The organism is Nocardiopsis aegyptia, from assembly GCF_013410755.1.
In the GTDB taxonomy this organism is placed as follows: Bacteria; Actinomycetota; Actinomycetes; order Streptosporangiales; family Streptosporangiaceae; genus Nocardiopsis; species Nocardiopsis aegyptia.
Window position 1 is genome coordinate 2,756,557 of the sequence record NZ_JACCFS010000001.1, and the last position, 16,263, is coordinate 2,772,819.

22 protein-coding genes are annotated in these 16,263 nt (G+C 72.3%); 5 read left to right on the plus strand and 17 right to left on the minus strand.

Annotated features, from left to right (window positions below):
• Position 1: 1 nt before the first annotated feature.
• The 11 genes from HNR10_RS12290 to HNR10_RS12340 form a co-directional block, all read right to left on the minus strand.
• On the minus strand, positions 2-448 hold the full coding sequence (locus HNR10_RS12290; RefSeq protein ID WP_179829691.1) for a PH domain-containing protein: 447 nt from the start codon (positions 446-448) through the stop codon (positions 2-4).
• A 132-nt stretch (positions 449-580) separates the two neighbouring features.
• Entirely contained in the window at positions 581-1,063 is a 483-nt protein-coding gene (locus HNR10_RS12295) for a DUF3180 domain-containing protein (RefSeq protein WP_179823259.1), read from the minus strand.
• A complete protein-coding gene (gene folK / locus HNR10_RS12300; RefSeq protein WP_179829692.1) occupies positions 1,063-1,587 on the minus strand; it encodes a 2-amino-4-hydroxy-6-hydroxymethyldihydropteridine diphosphokinase in 525 nt (174 codons plus the stop codon). The genes HNR10_RS12295 and folK overlap by 1 nt, the downstream gene beginning before the upstream one ends.
• On the minus strand, positions 1,584-1,952 hold the full coding sequence (folB, locus tag HNR10_RS12305) for a dihydroneopterin aldolase (RefSeq protein WP_179823261.1): 369 nt from the start codon (positions 1,950-1,952) through the stop codon (positions 1,584-1,586). The genes folK and folB overlap by 4 nt, the downstream gene beginning before the upstream one ends.
• Positions 1,952-2,395: a nuclear transport factor 2 family protein gene (locus HNR10_RS12310; RefSeq protein WP_179823263.1), complete on the minus strand. Its 444-nt coding sequence runs from the start codon at positions 2,393-2,395 to the stop codon at positions 1,952-1,954. The genes folB and HNR10_RS12310 overlap by 1 nt, the downstream gene beginning before the upstream one ends.
• Positions 2,392-3,297 carry a dihydropteroate synthase gene (gene folP, locus HNR10_RS12315; RefSeq protein ID WP_179823265.1) on the minus strand — a complete coding sequence of 302 codons (906 nt, stop codon included), beginning with the start codon at positions 3,295-3,297 and terminating at the stop codon, positions 2,392-2,394. The genes HNR10_RS12310 and folP overlap by 4 nt, the downstream gene beginning before the upstream one ends.
• Positions 3,298-3,419: 122 nt before the next feature.
• Positions 3,420-4,010, minus strand: a complete 591-nt coding sequence (gene folE / locus HNR10_RS12320; RefSeq protein WP_179829693.1) for a GTP cyclohydrolase I FolE — start codon at positions 4,008-4,010, stop codon at positions 3,420-3,422.
• Between the two features lie 5 nt (positions 4,011-4,015).
• Positions 4,016-6,109: an ATP-dependent zinc metalloprotease FtsH gene (ftsH, locus tag HNR10_RS12325; protein ID WP_179823267.1), complete on the minus strand. Its 2,094-nt coding sequence runs from the start codon at positions 6,107-6,109 to the stop codon at positions 4,016-4,018.
• Positions 6,110-6,408: 299 nt separating this feature from the next.
• On the minus strand, positions 6,409-6,963 hold the full coding sequence (hpt, locus tag HNR10_RS12330; RefSeq protein ID WP_179823269.1) for a hypoxanthine phosphoribosyltransferase: 555 nt from the start codon (positions 6,961-6,963) through the stop codon (positions 6,409-6,411).
• Between the two features lie 108 nt (positions 6,964-7,071).
• Positions 7,072-8,100 carry a tRNA lysidine(34) synthetase TilS gene (gene tilS / locus HNR10_RS12335; RefSeq protein ID WP_179823271.1) on the minus strand — a complete coding sequence of 343 codons (1,029 nt, stop codon included), beginning with the start codon at positions 8,098-8,100 and terminating at the stop codon, positions 7,072-7,074.
• On the minus strand, positions 8,097-9,179 hold the full coding sequence (locus HNR10_RS12340; protein ID WP_179829694.1) for a zinc-dependent metalloprotease: 1,083 nt from the start codon (positions 9,177-9,179) through the stop codon (positions 8,097-8,099). Before HNR10_RS12340 ends, tilS begins: the two co-directional genes overlap by 4 nt.
• Positions 9,180-9,324: 145 nt before the next feature.
• Here HNR10_RS12340 and HNR10_RS12345 point away from each other — a divergent pair, with 145 nt between their 5' ends.
• Positions 9,325-9,696: a cupin domain-containing protein gene (locus HNR10_RS12345; RefSeq protein WP_179823273.1), complete on the plus strand. Its 372-nt coding sequence runs from the start codon at positions 9,325-9,327 to the stop codon at positions 9,694-9,696.
• A gap of 18 nt (positions 9,697-9,714) precedes the next feature.
• Here the strand turns inward: HNR10_RS12345 and dacB are convergent, their stop codons facing one another.
• Positions 9,715-11,079: a D-alanyl-D-alanine carboxypeptidase/D-alanyl-D-alanine endopeptidase gene (gene dacB, locus HNR10_RS12350; protein ID WP_179823275.1), complete on the minus strand. Its 1,365-nt coding sequence runs from the start codon at positions 11,077-11,079 to the stop codon at positions 9,715-9,717.
• An 81-nt stretch (positions 11,080-11,160) separates the two neighbouring features.
• On the opposite strand from dacB, the gene HNR10_RS12355 reads away from it, so the two are divergent.
• On the plus strand, positions 11,161-11,682 hold the full coding sequence (locus HNR10_RS12355; protein ID WP_179823277.1) for an inorganic diphosphatase: 522 nt from the start codon (positions 11,161-11,163) through the stop codon (positions 11,680-11,682).
• Positions 11,683-11,735: 53 nt separating this feature from the next.
• On the opposite strand, the gene HNR10_RS12360 is transcribed toward HNR10_RS12355, so the two are convergent.
• Positions 11,736-12,317 (minus strand): RNA polymerase sigma factor, encoded by a 582-nt coding sequence (locus HNR10_RS12360; protein ID WP_179823279.1) that lies wholly within the window; start codon positions 12,315-12,317, stop codon positions 11,736-11,738.
• A gap of 106 nt (positions 12,318-12,423) precedes the next feature.
• Positions 12,424-12,603, minus strand: coding sequence for a hypothetical protein (locus tag HNR10_RS12365; RefSeq protein ID WP_179823281.1), 180 nt, complete (start codon positions 12,601-12,603; stop codon positions 12,424-12,426).
• A 635-nt stretch (positions 12,604-13,238) separates the two neighbouring features.
• Between HNR10_RS12365 and HNR10_RS12370 the strand changes: the two genes are divergently transcribed.
• Positions 13,239-13,712: a hypothetical protein gene (locus tag HNR10_RS12370; RefSeq protein WP_179823282.1), complete on the plus strand. Its 474-nt coding sequence runs from the start codon at positions 13,239-13,241 to the stop codon at positions 13,710-13,712.
• 10 nt (positions 13,713-13,722) lie between these two features.
• On the opposite strand, the gene HNR10_RS12375 is transcribed toward HNR10_RS12370, so the two are convergent.
• Positions 13,723-14,097, minus strand: coding sequence for a hypothetical protein (locus HNR10_RS12375; RefSeq protein ID WP_179823284.1), 375 nt, complete (start codon positions 14,095-14,097; stop codon positions 13,723-13,725).
• A 48-nt stretch (positions 14,098-14,145) separates the two neighbouring features.
• On the minus strand, positions 14,146-14,373 hold the full coding sequence (locus tag HNR10_RS12380) for a hypothetical protein (RefSeq protein ID WP_179823286.1): 228 nt from the start codon (positions 14,371-14,373) through the stop codon (positions 14,146-14,148).
• 138 nt (positions 14,374-14,511) lie between these two features.
• On the opposite strand from HNR10_RS12380, the gene HNR10_RS12385 reads away from it, so the two are divergent.
• Together HNR10_RS12385 and HNR10_RS12390 are read left to right on the plus strand one after the other, a co-directional pair.
• Positions 14,512-15,345 (plus strand): exonuclease domain-containing protein, encoded by an 834-nt coding sequence (locus tag HNR10_RS12385; protein ID WP_179823288.1) that lies wholly within the window; start codon positions 14,512-14,514, stop codon positions 15,343-15,345.
• A 121-nt stretch (positions 15,346-15,466) separates the two neighbouring features.
• Positions 15,467-15,625, plus strand: coding sequence for a hypothetical protein (locus tag HNR10_RS12390; protein ID WP_179823291.1), 159 nt, complete (start codon positions 15,467-15,469; stop codon positions 15,623-15,625).
• Between the two features lie 16 nt (positions 15,626-15,641).
• On the opposite strand, the gene HNR10_RS12395 is transcribed toward HNR10_RS12390, so the two are convergent.
• Positions 15,642-16,031: a hypothetical protein gene (locus HNR10_RS12395; protein WP_179823293.1), complete on the minus strand. Its 390-nt coding sequence runs from the start codon at positions 16,029-16,031 to the stop codon at positions 15,642-15,644.
• Positions 16,032-16,263: the final 232 nt, after the last annotated feature.

A 16,263-nucleotide genomic window follows, 5' to 3' on the forward strand; every position in this document is an offset into this window, starting at 1 on the left:
CTTACAACCCCGTCGAGAAGCTCTCGCTGCGCGACGCGAGTCGGTCGCGCAGTTCCACGGCCTCGGTCAGGCCGAGTCCGACCACCCGGGTGTCGGCGGTGCTCGCCGCGGTGCGCACCCGGACCGTCGCGATGCCCAGCGCCTGTTCCAGCAGGTCGGCCGTCACGTCCACGACCTGCATCCGGCCGTACGGGACGACCACGAGCTGGCGCACGAACACCCCGTAGGTCAGGTACAGCTCCTCCGGGGCCTCGGCGTACCCCCACGTGCGCTGGAAGAGCCCGGCCAGCACCCCGCCGGCCACGGCCACCGCCAGGGCCGCCACGATGACCACCACGGCCAGGACGGGATGCCCCCACAGGAAGAGCAGGGTGCCGCCGCCCGCGCCCGCGATCAGGCTCGGCACGCCCAGCACCAGCCGTCGGTACCAGGCCAGCGAGGGCGACACCCGCTGCCAGGGCGTGCCCGCGGGTGCGGCGAACGCCGCTTCCAGCGGTCGGTCCGGCGAGGGCGGCGAAGGAGTCGGATCACTGGTGTCCACGGAGCCAGTCAACCATCAGCCCGCAAGCACGGACATCCCTCACGCGCTCCCGCGCGGGTCGTCCGGATCGTCCTCGGGGACCCGGCACGCGTACTCCAGGTACAGGGCCGCCGCCAGCAGCACGGCCGACGCCAGCCCGGTTCCGAGCGCGGTGAAGAACACCTCGCGCGGCGACGGCAGTTCGAGCACGTCCGATACCGCGAACGCGATGCCCAGGAAGAAGCCCGCCGCCAACGACGCGAACAGCGCGCTGGCCTTGGCCAGCGCGACCAGCCGCGCCGCGCTCAACGGCTCCATCGGCTCGGTGCCCGGCACCCTGCGGATGCGGCGCCGGGTCCGACCCGCGGTGTACCCCTCGGCCAGCGCGAGCAGGAGCAGCGTCGGGATCCCCGACCACGGCAGCACCGGCAGGTACGGCAGCGCGTTCGTGAGCAGCACGCCCAGCAGGGCCCCGATCGCGATCAGCACCGCCGGGACGCGCCACCCCGTGGGCCGGAGCCTGTGCTCCTCCTCGTCCGCCATCACGCCCCCTCGGGGAGCCGGAGGGCGAGGTCGTCCCGTCGGCGCAGTTCCTGCTCCCCCGCCGTGTCGGCGGCCTCCACGGCCGCGAGGAGGTCCGCCACCGGCCCCCGGCCCGGAAGCACCGCTCCCGGGTCGGCGTCCAGCCACGGCCGCAGCACGAACGCCCGCAGGTGGGCGCGCGGATGCGGCAGGATCAGCTCCGGGTCGTCGGAGCGCTCGCCGCCGAACGCGATGACGTCCACGTCCAGCGTCCGCGGGCCCCACCGGACCTTCCGCTGCCGGGCGAAGGCCCGTTCCGCCGCCTGGGCCCGCCGGAGCAGCTCCCGCGGGCCCTCACCGGTGTCCACGACCAGGACCGCGTTGAGGTAGGGCCCCTGCTCGGGCCCGCCCACCGGCGCGGTCTCGTACACGGGCGACACCGCCACCGGGGACGGCTCCCCGGTGAGCAGCGTGTCGACCGCGCCCTGCAGCGTGGCCCGCCGGTCGCCCAGGTTCGAGCCCAGGGCGAGGACCGCGCGCGTCACCACGGCCCCGTCCCGCGCCTGACCGTGACCGACACGTCCTCAAACTCGTGCTCGATGGGCGCCGACGGCTTGTGCACCGTCAGCTCCACACCCGCGACCAGGGACTCGGCCAGGCACTCCGCGGCCAGGCGCTCCGCCAGCGTCTCGATGAGGTTCACCGGCTCGCCCGTGACGATCCGCACCAGGCGGTCGGCGAGCAGGCCGTAGTGCACGGTGTCGCCGACGTCGTCGGAGGCCGCGGCCGGCGCGGTGTCCAGATGGAGCACCGCGTCGACCACGAAGTCCTGGCCCTCACGGCGTTCGAAGTCGAAGACGCCGTGGCGGCCGCGCGCGCGGAGGCCGCGGAGCGTGATGCGGTCGCGCATCACTCCTCTTCCTCCCCGTCGTCCTCCTCCATGAGCACCGGCGAGGCGTGGTGCGACCACAGCCGCCAGCCCGCGTCCGTCGCCACGAACAGGTTGGTGGTGACCACCTGCCCGCCCGCCACGAACCCCGGGCTGCCGTCCTCCGCGGTCAGCACGTTCTCCTCGCACGTCACCATGGCGACGTCGCCGCCGACCCCGATGTGGGTCTCGGTGAGCACGTACTGGATGTAGGTGACGTTGGCCATGATCAGCGACCACGCCCGCATGATCTCGGTCCGCCCCCGCAGCAGCGGCCAGCCGGGGTTGACGCACACCAGGTCCGGCGCCTCGTGCTCCTCCGCCCAGACGCTGCGCATCAGGTCGATGTCGCCGTTCTCGATGGCGCTGTAGAACTGCGCGTTGGCCTCGGCCACACGCTCCATGACCTCCTGGCGGGACTTCACAGGCCGCCCCGGTCCATGGGCTCGCCCCGGCCCCGGTCGAGTCGGGCACCGCCGTCGGACCAGGCCGAGGCCACGCGCACGGCGTCGGCGCTGGAGCGCACGTCGTGCACCCGCACACACCAGGCGCCGCGGTCGGCGGAGAGGGTGGAGACCGCCGCGGTGGCGGCGTCGCACTCGGTGAAGGGGCGGTCGTGGTCCTTGGCGTCCCCCAGCAGCCGGCTCAGGAAGCGCTTGCGGGAACCGGCCACCAGCACCGGGCGCCCCAGCGCGTGGAAGCGTTCCAGCTGGTGGAGAATCGCCCAGTTGTGTGCCTGCTCAGGGCGTTTCGAGAATCCCAGTCCCGGGTCCAGGACGATCTGACCCGGGTCGACACCTGCACTGATCATGGCCTCCATACGGTCGCGGAGCTCATCGAGGACCTCCTGGACGACATCCGTGTACACGGCACGGCTCTGCATGTCATGACTATGCCCGCGCCAGTGCATCAACACGTAGGCAACGCCGGAAGAGGCCACGAGTCGGGCCATGGCCGGGTCGGCCAGGCCGCCGCTGACGTCGTTGACGAGGACCGCGCCCGCCGCGACGGCGCGCTCGGCGACCTCCGCGCGCATGGTGTCGACACTGACGTGGACGCCTCTGGCGGCGAGTTCGCGCACGACCGGTTCGACCCGGTGGAGCTCCTCGGCGGCGGACACCCGCTGCGCTCCGGGGCGTGTGGACTCGCCGCCGACGTCGACGATGTCCGCTCCCTCCTCCACGAGGCGCAGGCCGTGCTCGATGGCCCGTTCGGGATCGAACCACGCGCCGCCGTCGGAGAAGGAGTCGGGGGTGACGTTCACGACCCCCATGACCAGGCACCGCCCGCGGTCGGGCAGGCCCGGAACTGTCTGTTTCGGCCCCATAAGGATCACCCTATTCGTTTACGCGCGCGCAGGCTCGGAGTGCGGCCGGGCGTTTGGCACGGCTCCGGACACACGAGACCCCCTGGGGAGGAGTCGTTCCTCCCCAGGGGGTCTCGCCACGCTCAGCGGCGGTCGAGGATGAGGCTCATCGCCTCGGACCGCGTCCGGTCACTGCCGCGGAAGATGCCGCGGACGGCGGACGTCACCGTCTTCGCGCCGGGCTTGCGGACGCCGCGCATGGTCATGCACAGGTGCTCGGCCTCCACGACGACGATGACGCCGCGCGGCTGGAGGTGGTCCATGATGGCGTCGGCCACCTGGCCGGTGAGCCGCTCCTGCACCTGCGGCCGGCGCGCGTACACGTCGACCAGCCGGGCGAGCTTGCTCAGGCCGGTGATGCGGCCGTCGGCGGCCGGGATGTAGCCCACGTGCGCCACCCCGTAGAACGGCACCAGGTGGTGCTCGCACGTGGAGTACAGCTCGATGTCCTTGACCAGGATCATCTCCTCGTGCCCGGCCTCGAAGACCGTGGTGAGCACGTCACCCGGCTTCTGCCCCAGCCCGGAGAACTGCTCCTCGTAGGCGCGGGCGACGCGCTCGGGCGTCTTGACCAGGCCGTCGCGCTCGGGGTCCTCCCCGATCGCGATGAGGATCTCGCGCACGGCGCGCTCGATGCGCTCGCGGTCGACGGGTCTGGGCTCCAGGCCCTCCATGGCGGTCACGCGTCGTCCCCCTCGGCCTCTGCTCTGGTGGGCAGCTGCCCGTTGCCGCCCGGGGCGGCGGTGCCCTCGTACTCGGTGCCGTTGCGCTCGCTCCGGCGCGGCTCGGCGGCCTCGGCCGCGGCGCCGCTGGTCTCCGGAACCTGGCCGTCGACGCTCTCGGCGCCGTTGATCGCGGCCATCTCCTTCTTGGAGCGCACCGGGGGCCGCTCCGAGGGCAGCCGCTTGCCGTAGCCGGTGTAGGACCCGCGCGAGGGCCGCTTGGTGATCGGGGCGAAGATCTCCAGGACCTCGGCCTTGCTCAGGGTCTCCTTCTCCAGCAGCGCCACGACCAGGTCGTCCAGGACGTCCCGGTACTCGACGAGGACGTCGTAGGCCTCGTCGTGCGCGGACTCGATGAGGCGGCGGACCTCCTCGTCGATGATGGAGGCGATCTCCTCGGAGTACTCGCGGGCGTGCGACATCTCGCGGCCCAGGAACGGCTCGGTGCTGCCGGAGCCGAACTTGCGGGCGCCGAGTCGCTCGCTCATGCCGTACTCGGTGACCATGTTGCGGGCCAGGCTGGTGGCCTTGTCGATGTCGTTGCCGGCGCCGGTGGTGGGCTCGTGGAAGACGAGCTCCTCGGCGGCGCGGCCGCCCAGCATCATGGCGAGCTGGTCCATCATCTGTGAGCGCGAGGTGAGGAACTTGTCCTCGGTCGGCACCGACATGGTGTAGCCCAGGGCCCGGCCGCGCGGCAGGATGGTGATCTTGTGCACCGGGTCGGAGTTGGGCAGCGCGTGGCCCACCAGGGCGTGGCCGCCCTCGTGGTAGGCGATGACCTTCTTCTCGGTGTCCGACATCACCCGGGTCTTGCGCTCGGGGCCGGCCATGACCCGCTCGATCGCCTCCTCCAGCACCGCGTGGGTGATGACCTTGGCGCCCGCGCGGGCGGAGAGCAGGGCGCCCTCGTTGATGACGTTGGCCAGGTCGGCGCCGGTCATGCCGGCGGTCTGGCGGGCGATCACCCGGAAGTCGACGTCGTCGGCCATGGGCTTGCCCTTGGCGTGGACCTTGAGGATGTCGCTGCGGCCGTCCATGTCGGGACGGTCGACCACGACCTGCCGGTCGAAACGGCCCGGGCGCAGCAGGGCCGGGTCCAGGATGTCGGGCCGGTTGGTCGCGGCGATGAGGATGACGCCGCCCTTGACGTCGAAGCCGTCCATCTCGACCAGCATCTGGTTGAGCGTCTGCTCGCGCTCGTCGTGGCCGCCGCCCATGCCGGCGCCGCGGTGGCGGCCGACGGCGTCGATCTCGTCGATGAAGATGATCGCGGGGGCGTTGGCCTTGGCCTGCTCGAACAGGTCGCGCACACGCGAGGCGCCCACACCGACGAACATCTCGACGAAGTCGGAGCCGGAGATGGAGTAGAACGGCACCTCGGCCTCGCCGGCCACGGCGCGGGCCAGCAGGGTCTTACCGGTACCGGGCGGACCCATCAGGAGCACGCCCTTGGGGATCTTGGCGCCCATCTCCTGGAACTTGGCCGGGTTCTGCAGGAACTCCTTGATCTCGTGGAGCTCCTCGATGGCCTCGTCGGCCCCGGCCACGTCGGCGAAGGTGTTCTTGGGCGTGTCCTTGGTGATGAGCTTGGCCTTGGACTTGCCGAAGTTCATCACGCGGGAGCCGCCGCCCTGCATCTGGCTGAAGATGAACCAGAAGATCGCGATGATGATGATCAGCGGGAGCAGGCTGAACAGCGCGGTGGTCCACACCGAGGTGGTGGCGACCGACACCTCGTAGGAGTCCAGGTTGCTGTCCTCGGAGTTCGCCGACTCCTGGAGCATCTCCCCGAGCTGGGCGCCCTGGCCCTCGACCCAGTACGCCTCGAGGATCCGGTCGTCGGTGGTCGTCAGCACGATGCGCTGGTCGCGGTCGATGATCTCGGCGTTGTCCACCGCATCGTTCTCGATGAGCTGGTACACCTGCGAGATGTCGGCGTCTTCGGGCTGCGGGCCGCCACCCACGTCGAAGACGCGGAAGCCGATGATGAGCATGACGGCGACCGCCAGGATCAAAATCCACGGGCCGCGGAAAAAACGCTTCAGATTCATGTGAGCGGAACCCTGTCGGGTCCGTCCCTCCTGACCAGGCTGTCCGCCCCAGAGGACTTTCCGAAGCAGGACCTAACGGACACGTGCTCCCCGCGATGACGCCGGGATATTCGACGGTACACCTCCCCTGCCGGGCGGACGCACCGCTCGGGGCCGGGCACCGGAACCGTCATGATGGCAACGACGGCGACCCGCCCCGTTGTTCCCCGGGCCTCCTCCGACGCCGCGCGGCCGGTGTGGCGGCGGCGCCGGAGGGAGCGCTCGGCACGGCGCGGGAACGAGCCCCCCGCTCCTGCCCCCTAGCCCTCGTAGACGTGCGGGGCGAGGGTGCCGATGAACGGCAGGTTGCGGTACTTCTCGGCGTAGTCGAGGCCGTAGCCGACGATGAACTCGTTCGGCAGGTCGAAGCCGATGTACTTGACGTCGAGGTCGACCTCGAAGGCCAGCGGCTTGCGGACCATCGTGCAGACCTCCACGGACCGGGGGCCGCGCGACTTGAGGTTGCCCACCAGCCAGGAGAGCGTCAGACCGGAGTCGATGACGTCCTCGACGATCAGGACGTCGCGGTCCTTGATGTCGGTCTCCAGGTCCTTGAGGATGCGGACCACGCCGGAGGAGGTCGTCCCGGCCCCGTAGGAGGAGACGGCCATCCAGTCCATGGAGACGGGGCTGTGCAGCGCGCGGGCGAGGTCGGCCATCACCATGACGGCGCCCTTGAGCACTCCGACGATCAGCAGGTCCCGGTCGGCGTAGTCGGCGTCGATCCGTGCCCCCAGCTCGGCCAGGCGCGCCTTGATCTCGTCCTCGGTGACCAGGATCTTCTCAAGGTCCGGTCCCATGTCCTTAGCGTCCACGCTCAATGTCCTCGCTGCTGGGTTCCCCGTGTGCGGGACCCAGGATAAGCGGCACGAACAGGACCGGCGCCGCCCGGTCCCGCGGGTCGCGCCCGTCCCCGGACCGGGTCAGGCGCCGAACCGCAGCCGCCGCGCGACCCTCCGGCAGCGCACGCCCCCGGGGAGGTCGATGTGGGACTGGCCACGCCACTCGGTGACGAGCCTGTCGAGTTCGCGCACGTGGCGGGCGGTGAGCGCGCTCGCCGGGCATCCGGCGGCCAGGGCGGCGCGGCGCAGGACACGCGTGCGCAGCGACGCGGGGGCCGCGGCCAGCGGGTCGACGGCCAGGACCGGGCCGGTCCCGGTGTCGGCGCCGGTCTCGGCACCGGTGCCGGTGGCGGTGGCTGTGCCGGTCTCCGGTGTCGCCTCGGCCAGGAGGTCGTCCGCGAGCCGGTCGAGGGTATCGGCGTCCGCGCGCAGCATCGCGGCGGTCCTGGCGAGGGCCTCGGCGATGCCGGGCCCGAGCGCCTTCTCCAGCGCGGGCAGCGCCTCGTGGCGCACCCGCGACCGGGCGAACCGGGGATCGAGGTTGTGCGGATCCTCCCAGGCCCGGAGCCCCATCTCGGCGCAGGCCCGGCGGACCGTGGACCGGTCGAGGCCGAGCAGGGGCCGCAGGAGGTGGCCGTTGCGGGGCGCCATCCCGGCCAGGGAGCGGGCGCCGGACCCGCGGGCCAGGCCCAGCAGCACGGTCTCGGCCTGGTCGTCGAGGGTGTGGCCGAGCAGCACGACCGCGGGGGCGTGCGCCTCGACCGCCCCGTCCAGGGCGGTGTAGCGGGCGCGGCGGGCCGCGGCCTCCGGGCCGCCGGGTCCGCCGACCTCGACCGCGCGCACGAGGACCGGGTCCAGACCGAGCCCCCGCAGCACGTCGGCGACCTCGCCCGCGCGTGCGGCCGATCCCTCCTGGAGTCCATGGTCGACCGTGACGCCGCCCGCGGTCCGGCCCGCGCGCGGGGCCTCGAAGGCCAGCGCGCCGGACAGGGCGAGGGAGTCCGCGCCCCCGCTGCACGCCGCCAGCACGGTGGTGTCCGCGGGCAGATCGGCCAGCGCCCGCCGGACCGCCGAGCGGACGGCGGCCACGGCGGGGTGCGGTCCGCTCACTCCGCGATGGCGGCCGGGCGCACGACGCGGTCGATCCAGGCGTTCGGGTCGCGGATCTCGGTCAGCGTGGGCAGGGTCTCGGGCGAGGTCCACACCTTGTTGAACTCGGTCATGCCGACCTGGCCGACCACCGCGCTCACGAACGCGGCGCCCTCCTCGTACTGGCGCATCTTCAGGTCCATGCCGAGCAGCTGGCGCATGATGCGGTCGAGCGGGTTGAGGGTCTCGCGGCGCTTCTGGAAGCGCGCGCGGATCCGTTCCACGGTCGGGACCACCTCGGGACCGACCGCGTCCATCACGTAGTCGCCGTGTCCCTCGGCCAGGCTCATGACCGCGGTGACGCGGTCCATGATCTCCTTCTGCTCCGGGGTCTGGAACGCGGTGAGGAGGTTGGAGTCCCGCCCGCCGCGGACGGCGTCGGCGACGGCCTCGCCCGCCGCGCGCAGCCGGTCGATGAGCGCGGCCGCGTCCATCTCCGACGACAGGAGCAGCTCCTGCATGAGCTCCTGGACGTAGGCGCGCAGCCACGGCGTGGCCGTGAACTGCATGCGGTGGGTCTCCTCGTGCAGGCACACCCACAGCCGGAAGTCCCGGGCGTCGACGTCCATCTCGCGTTCGGTGTTGACGATGTTGGGCGCCACCAGCGTGAGGCGGCCGGTCGGCGTGGTGCCGTCCGGGCCCGGTGGCAGGAAGAGCTCGTACTGACCGAGGACCTTCCCCGCCAGGTAGGAGAGGACGGCACCCAGCTGGACCCCGGTGATCCGCGAACCGACCGCGCTGGTCAGGTTCCCGGCGGGGCTGGTGTTCAGCCGTTCGGCGCCCATCTGTTGGAGCACGGGTTCGAGCACGACCCGAAACCCGTCGACGTTGGCTCGAATCCATCCCGGGCGGTCAACGATGACCGCGGGCCCGGCGGGTTCGAGGGGGTTCATTCCGGTGAATTCGCGCACATGCCCGGCCGCCACGGTGGAAAGCTCGCGCAACTGCGCCACGGCCTGCCGCGCGTCGGACAGGTCCACCTGCGGCCCAGGGCGCACGAGGCGGACTCCGGTGTTGACGGCTACGTCCCAGTCGATCACAGTCACATCCGCCAGCCTACCCACGAGGAGCGCGGCGGCACGGGGATCAGGGTGGTAATTCCGGGTAGCCCCAGGGTCGCCCCTGAGGGCCGCGCGGGACGGTGCTGGCGGGTCCGCCGCGCCCCGGTTGCTACCGTCCTGCCCCATGAGTCCCACGAACGACGTGTACGTCGGTAACGCCGGGCAGGACGCGCCGGCGGACCAGGGCTGGATCCTCGGCCACTTCCGGGAGGTCGGCGACGCCCGGCACAGCGACGCGGTGGAGGTCAAGTGGGGTGTGCACCCGCGGGGCGACGAGCGGGCCCGATGGGTGACCGGTGAGGAGCGCACGGCCCTGCTGGTGCTGGTGAGCGGCCGGTTCCGGGTGGACTTCCCCGACCGGAGCGTGATCCTCGCCGAGCAGGGCGACTACGTGGTCTGGGGCAAGGGCGTCGACCACAGCTGGTACGCCGAGGAGGAGTCGGTCCTGCTCACCGTGCGCTGGCCGTCCGTGCCGGGTTACCGGGTCGCGGGCTGAGGCCGCACCGGCCGGCCGTCACGAGCAGCCGCAGCGGGCGAGGGCGGTCGCCAGCGTGTCGAGCTGGTGCCCCGACGCCGACTCGCTGTTGGCCATGAACGCGAAGACGAACAGGTTCCCCTCCTGGTCGTGGATCGTGCCCGCGAGGGTGCTCACCCCGTTGAGCGTGCCGGTCTTGCCCCGGACCAGCCCGGCGCCGTCGTGCGTGGCGGCGCTCTCGCCGTAGCGGTTGTTCGAGCTCAGGGTTCCGGTGGAGTTCGCGGTGGGCAGGCCGGTCAGCGCCGCGTTCAGCTCCGCGTGGCCGGGGTCGGCCGCGAGCCGGACCAGCTCCACCAGGGCGCGCGGCGTGATGCGGTTCTGCGTGCTGAGCCCGCTGTTGTCGGTCAGGGTCACACCCTCCACGCCCAGGTCCGCCATCACCCGGTGGGTGGCGGCGGTGGCCCCGGCGAAGGTGTGCTCCTCGCCCATCGCGATCGCGGCGGTCCGGCCCATGGCCTCGGCCATGATGTTGTCGCTGGACAGCATCATGGACTCCACCAGCCTGGACATGGGCGCCGAGTCCACCGTGGCGATCGGCTCACCCGTGGCGGTGGTGTCGGAGGGCTCACCCTCGACCGTGACGCCCGCCTCCTCGAGCTGGTCGGCGAAGGCCCGGGCGGCGTGCAGCGACGGCTCGGTCGAGCGCGACCCGTAGCCGCTGGCGCCGGGGGCCACCCGCCCGGAGTCGATCATCAGCGCGGTGACGGGCGAGGCGTTGCCCTCGGGGATGTAGTTCGGCTTCCAGCCCGGCGGGGTCTCGGGCCCGGTGAACAAGGAGTCGTCGTAGCCCAGGGAGACGGTGTCGACCCCCTCGGCGGCGAGCGCCTCCGCGGTGTCGGCGGCGAGCTCGGCGAGGGTGGCCACCTGCGGGTAGGCTCCGGAGTCGGCCGTGGCCGTCAGGGTCGCGTCGCCCCCGCCGCGCAGCACCACCCGGTTCTCCGCCGTGTCGAAGTAGGCCCCGGTGGTCAGGACGTGGTCGGGGCCGACGGCGTCCAGTACGGTGACCGCCGTCGCGATCTTGGTGGTCGAGGCCGGGGTCACCGCGGTGTCCGGGGCGAGCTCGAAGAGCGGCGTTCCGGAGGCGTCCGTCACGTAACCGGTGAGGCCGTCCTCCAGCCCGGCGGCCGACATGGGATCATCGAGGATGTCCGCGATCCGTTCCGGGTCCGCCGGAGTCGAGGCCGCGGGTTCCGCCGCTGCCACGCCCTCGGCGTTCGTGACGGGATGGGGCGCCGCGGGAAGAGGTCGAGCCTCGATGACGTCGAGGGAGACAAACCCTGCCAGCAGCACGAATATGTTGAGCAGGGCAAGCGCGAGGTAGACCTCGCCTCGTACCCGTCGCACGGCACCCGCCCTTCCTTCGGTGTCGCGGCCTGACGTTGTTGTTATACGGCGACATTAGTCGCATTGGGAGCCGAGATCAGCATGGAATTCGACGTTACGATCGAGATCCCCAAGGGGGAGCGCAACAAGTACGAGGTGGACCACGAGACCGGTCGCATCCGTCTCGACCGCATGCTGTTCACCTCCACGACCTACCCCGCCGACTACGGATTCGTCGAGGGGACGCTGGGCGAGGACGGCGACCCCCTGGACGCCCTCGTCCTGCTCAAGGCTCCGACCTTCCCGGGCTGCCTGATCCGGGCCCGCGCCATCGGCATGTTCCGGATGCGCGACGAGGCGGGCGGCGACGACAAGCTGCTCTGCGTCCCGGCGACCGACCCGCGCCAGGAGCACCTGCGTGACATTCACCACGTGAACGAGTTCGAGCGCCTGGAGATCGAGCACTTCTTCACGGTCTACAAGGACCTGGAGCCGGGCAAGTCGGTCGAGGGCGCCAGCTGGGTCGGCCGCCACGAGGCGGAGCAGGAGATCGTCGCCTCGGTCAAGCGCGCCGAGGAGGCGGGGACCCACGGCGACACCTCGCACATCACCTCGGGCGACTAGGGCGTCTGCGGTCTCGGCGACGGCCCGGCGGGGACTCCCCGGCCGGGCCGTACTCATGGGCGGGTGGAGACCGCTCCGGGGATGGGCCCGTGGGCGCTGTCCCTGGCCAGGACGTAGCCCGCGCAGGCGATCGCCAGCAGGGCGCAGATCAGCGCCAGGGCGACGGGGACGAGCGAGGCCGGCCCGCGCGGACCGAGCCCGCCGCCCTGCGGCAGGGGGAAGCCGTCCCGGTCGAAGTGGTCGGCCCGCGCCGCGACGTGCGTGCGGTACCCGTCCAGCTCCGGGCCGCACATCCCGTTGAGCACACGGGCACGGACCAGCGAGGTCCGTTCGGGCATGCGCCACTCGCGCGGCTGCGGGCAGCGCGGCCCGTTCTCCCTGTGGCGCGCGCACTCGGCCTCCGCCAGGGCGTGCAGCCACTCCCCCAGCCGTTCGGCGTCCCGCAGCCGCGACGCGTGCGCGCGGGCGACGATCAGCGTGTCCCTCAGCACCACGTGCGCCGCGTCGCGATCACGCAGGACCAGGATGCAGCGCCGAAACAGTTCCTCTCCGTAGTCATCCAGGAGCTGCGCGTAGGCGTCCGCGGGCGGAATCCGGCCGGAGCGCAGGGCGTGGAGAAGATCCTGGTCCGTCATAGACCAAGAATCTACGCGGCGCGTGACACCGTGCTCCCCGGTTTGTCGAAAGACACGCCGTGCCCGGCGGAGCCCCGCCGGGCACGGCGTGTCCGCCGCCCGGGACCTAGTCGTCGCGCGGCGCGATGGTGCGCTCCCGCAGCCACAGCAGCACGAAGGTGAGCGAGGTCAGGCCCGCGACCAGGACGGCCGCGCCCGGGCCGAGGAAGCCCAGGGCCATCACACCGGCGGCCGCGACGACGAGCGCGCGCACCAGCACACGCGCCCACAGTCCCGGCGGATTCACCTGTGCCTTCCGGAGACGGATGCCATCACGGCCACTCCTGATCACTGCTGCTGGGGGGATGGTGCCCCTTCCGGCGGTGCTCCCGCGCCGTTCCGGGGCTCCACATGTCACCACCACGGCACGCCTCCCGCAACACGGTCGGCGGGGAGTGAGGGGAACGACACGCACGATCGCGCGCGGTCGCTTGACTCCTCCCCGACTTTGCTGGTCAACTTGTATCCATGCACCCGTACACCCGCACCGCAGCCATGGCTCGCACGGCCCTCGGGGCCTCCTGCCACCTGGCCTGTGCGGCGTGTCCGTGTTGTCGTCACTGAGTCGTTCCTGAGGCGCTTTCCCGCGCCTCCGACCGCTCGGGTGCCCATGGTCGGCACCCGCCACGGGTGATCCGCCTCCGCTCGGGAGGCCGGCACCCCTTCGGCCCCGGTGCACCGGGCCCCACAGACGACATCCGCGCGTCGATCGTACGCGCGCACGTGAAGGATCCTCTCACGATGCCCCAGCAGGCTCTCTCCGCGCCCACCATTGTCCCCACCCGTCTCCCGCCATCGCCCCCCGGCGCTTCGCGAGGAGAGGGGACCTCCACGCTCGAACGGGAGGCCTCGGTTCCGGCCCCTGCCGCTCCGCGCCCGGCCGTGACCCTCGAAGGGATCGGCGACGTGGTGGACGCCGGACGCCGTTCCGGCTACGCCCACCTGCGGGAGCTCCGGCTTCCGACGATCGGGCGCCTGGTGGCCGCGGCCCGCGGCGCCGCCGACGCGCTGGACCGCCCCACGCTGTGGCCGTCCCGCCGCGGCCGCTGGCAGCCCGCGCCCCGCGCCGCCCGGCGCCGCGCCACCGGTCGCCTGCGGGTGACCGTGGTGGCACTCGAACCCAACAGCTTCGTCCCCGAGCCCTCGCCGCGACCGGACCGGTCGCGCGGGCTGGAGGTCCTGCACCTGGTGGGCGGGCGCGCGCACCTGATCTCGTCGGGCGCCGACGGCCGCATGCGCTCCGCGTCCGAACTCGCGCCCGGACGCACCCGCGTGGTGGGCGGCACCGGCACCGGACGCCACTACCTGGTCAACACCGGCGACGCGGTCGCCGTGGTGGTCCGGGTGAGCGCCTGAGCCGCGCGCCTCACTCATCGTCGCCCCGTTCGGACACCGCCCGGAGTTCGGCGTCGACGGCCTCGATGGAGCGCAGGACCGCGGCGGTGCGCTTCCCCTCGGCGAGATAGGCGTTCATCACCTGGTCGAGGGCGTGCGCGGGCAGGTGGTCGCGCAGGTCCACCCGGGCCGTGCGGTACCCCTCCCGGGCGGCTTCCAGTGCGGCGGAGACGTACTGGCGGGCCAGCCGGGAGAGGGCGACGGGGTGGCGGCGCAGGACGCCGTGCAGCCGGTAGTCGGCCGGCACGTGGTCGAACAGCCACACCAGGGCCGTCTGTTCGAAGGAGTCCGACCCGGGCGGGTGCACACTCGCGGGCCAGTCCGGCGTCAGCGACTGATCGGGCATGCCTCCAGCATACCCGCTGATCGAAAGTCTGTTCGAACCGAACCCGGACTAATCCGTCGGTTCCCCCGGACCCTTGCCGACCGAGGCGTCCCCCTCCTCGGCGGCGCGTCTCTCCATTTCCACTCTGATCGCCTGCTCCGCGGCGTCCACCGCCGCACGCGCCGTGATGGCGTTCGTGTGCGCCCGATCGAGCTCCTCCAGAAGGATGCAGTCGAAGGAGACGCGTGCGTCGTGGACGGCTGCTTCCAGTTGACGTGATGCCTCTTCCAGACTCATGTCCCTTCTCTTCCCCACTAGGCCCCCAATGCACACTCCTGTCACCTCGGCTGTGACCTCGACCGTTCACGCACCGACTGTCACCGTCGCGCTCTACGATGTTGCTCGATCACCGGTCGTTCCGTCGGAGGGGACCCCATGCGCAACCGCTATCCCGGGACCTGCACCACCTGCTCGGACTCCGTCAGCACCGGAGACGGGGTCGTCGTCAAGGAGGGCGGCCGATGGCGCACGTACTGCGCCGAACACGAGCCGCGTCCCACCCCGCCCGCCCGCGGCGACCACCTGGGCTGGCACACCACCCCGCTGCTCGGATTCGACTCCGAGACCTCCGACCGTGACCCGGCCACCGCCTTCCTCGTCTCGGCGGCCCTGGTGGACCGCGAGGGCAAGAGCCGGACGTGGCTGGTCGACCCCGGCCCCCGCGAGATCCCCGCGGACGCGGTCGCCATCCACGGCATCACCACGGAACGGGCGCGGGCCGAGGGCCGGCCGGCGACGGAGTGCCTGGACGAGATCGCCCAGGCGCTCGTGGACCAGCTCGGCGCCGGACAGGGGCTCGTGGTCTTCAACGCGCCCTACGACCTCGGCGTGCTCGCCGCCGAGCTCGCCCGACACGGCCTGCCCTCCCTCACGGACCGCCTCGGCGGCGCCGTGGGGCCCGTGGTGGACCCGCTGGTGATCGATCGCGGGGTGGACCCCTACCGCCGCGGCAAGCGCAACCTGGGCGCCATGAGCGAGTTCTACGGCGTGGACCTGACCGACGCCCACACCGCGACCGCCGACGCCGTCGCCGCGCTCGCCGTGGCCGAGGAGATCGGCGCACGCCACGCGGACGTCGCCTCCCTCGGTCTGGCGGAACTCCACCAGCGCCAGGTCGAGTGGGCCCTGGGCTTCGCCCGCGGCCGCCAGGAGTGGCTCGACCGGACCAAGCCCGGCCACGGGACCGTGGTGGACGGCACCTGGCCGTAGCTCGGACGCCTCCGGCGCAGTCCTCTTCGCTTTGACCCGGGGCCCGGGAAGTCGGGGGTGCGCGGGGCCGGGGGCGGGTAGGCCCCTACGTGGACCCGCTCACCCGTCCCAGGAGGCGACCATGGTCTACCTCATCCTGATCCTGCTCGCGGTCTGGCTGGCCCTGACGATCATCGGCCTCATCGTGAAGGGGCTGCTCTGGCTCGGCGTCATCGGTGCCGTCCTGTTCCTGGCGACCGTGGTGTGGGGCTGGATCCAGAGCCGGCAGAGCGCCGTCTGACCGCGCCCCGGGCCGGTCAGGACTCCAGGGCCGGCCCCGGGTCGGCGCTCCGCCCCAGGGCTCCGACGATCCGCCGGGCGCGCTCTTCGTCGGCGCCCGCCCGCTCCCGGACCAGGCGCACCGCCTCCTCGGTCCGCCCCAGGGCGACCAGGTTGGCCGCGCGGGTACGCACCGACGGCGCCAGCTCCCCGTGCTCCGACCCCTCGACCTCCGCCCGCGGGGCGGGAACGTAGCCGCCCACCTGTTCCCGGTCCGCGTCGGCCACCGCCGCCGGGGAACCGGAGTCCTCCCACACCGCGTCGGACCGCGACCCCAGGTACGCGATGACGCGGCGCAGGGCATAGGAACCGCCCCCGAGCACCAGCAGGCACCCCACCAGCGCGAGCAACATGAACAACAGGCTCATACCGCGCACCTACCCCGGCTGCGCGCCCGTCACCCCAGCACGACGTCCTCCGGCAGCAGGGTCCGGAGTTCCTCGCGGCTGGACGGGGTCACCGCCGCCGAACTTCCGGGACAGGGCGTAGGCCTCGTCACCGAAGGGGCCGACGTCATGGGCAACCTGTTCGCCGAGTAGGCGTTGGTCACCCAATTGGTCACCAACGCGAAACGCCACCCCGGTCTGGGGTGGCGTTTTC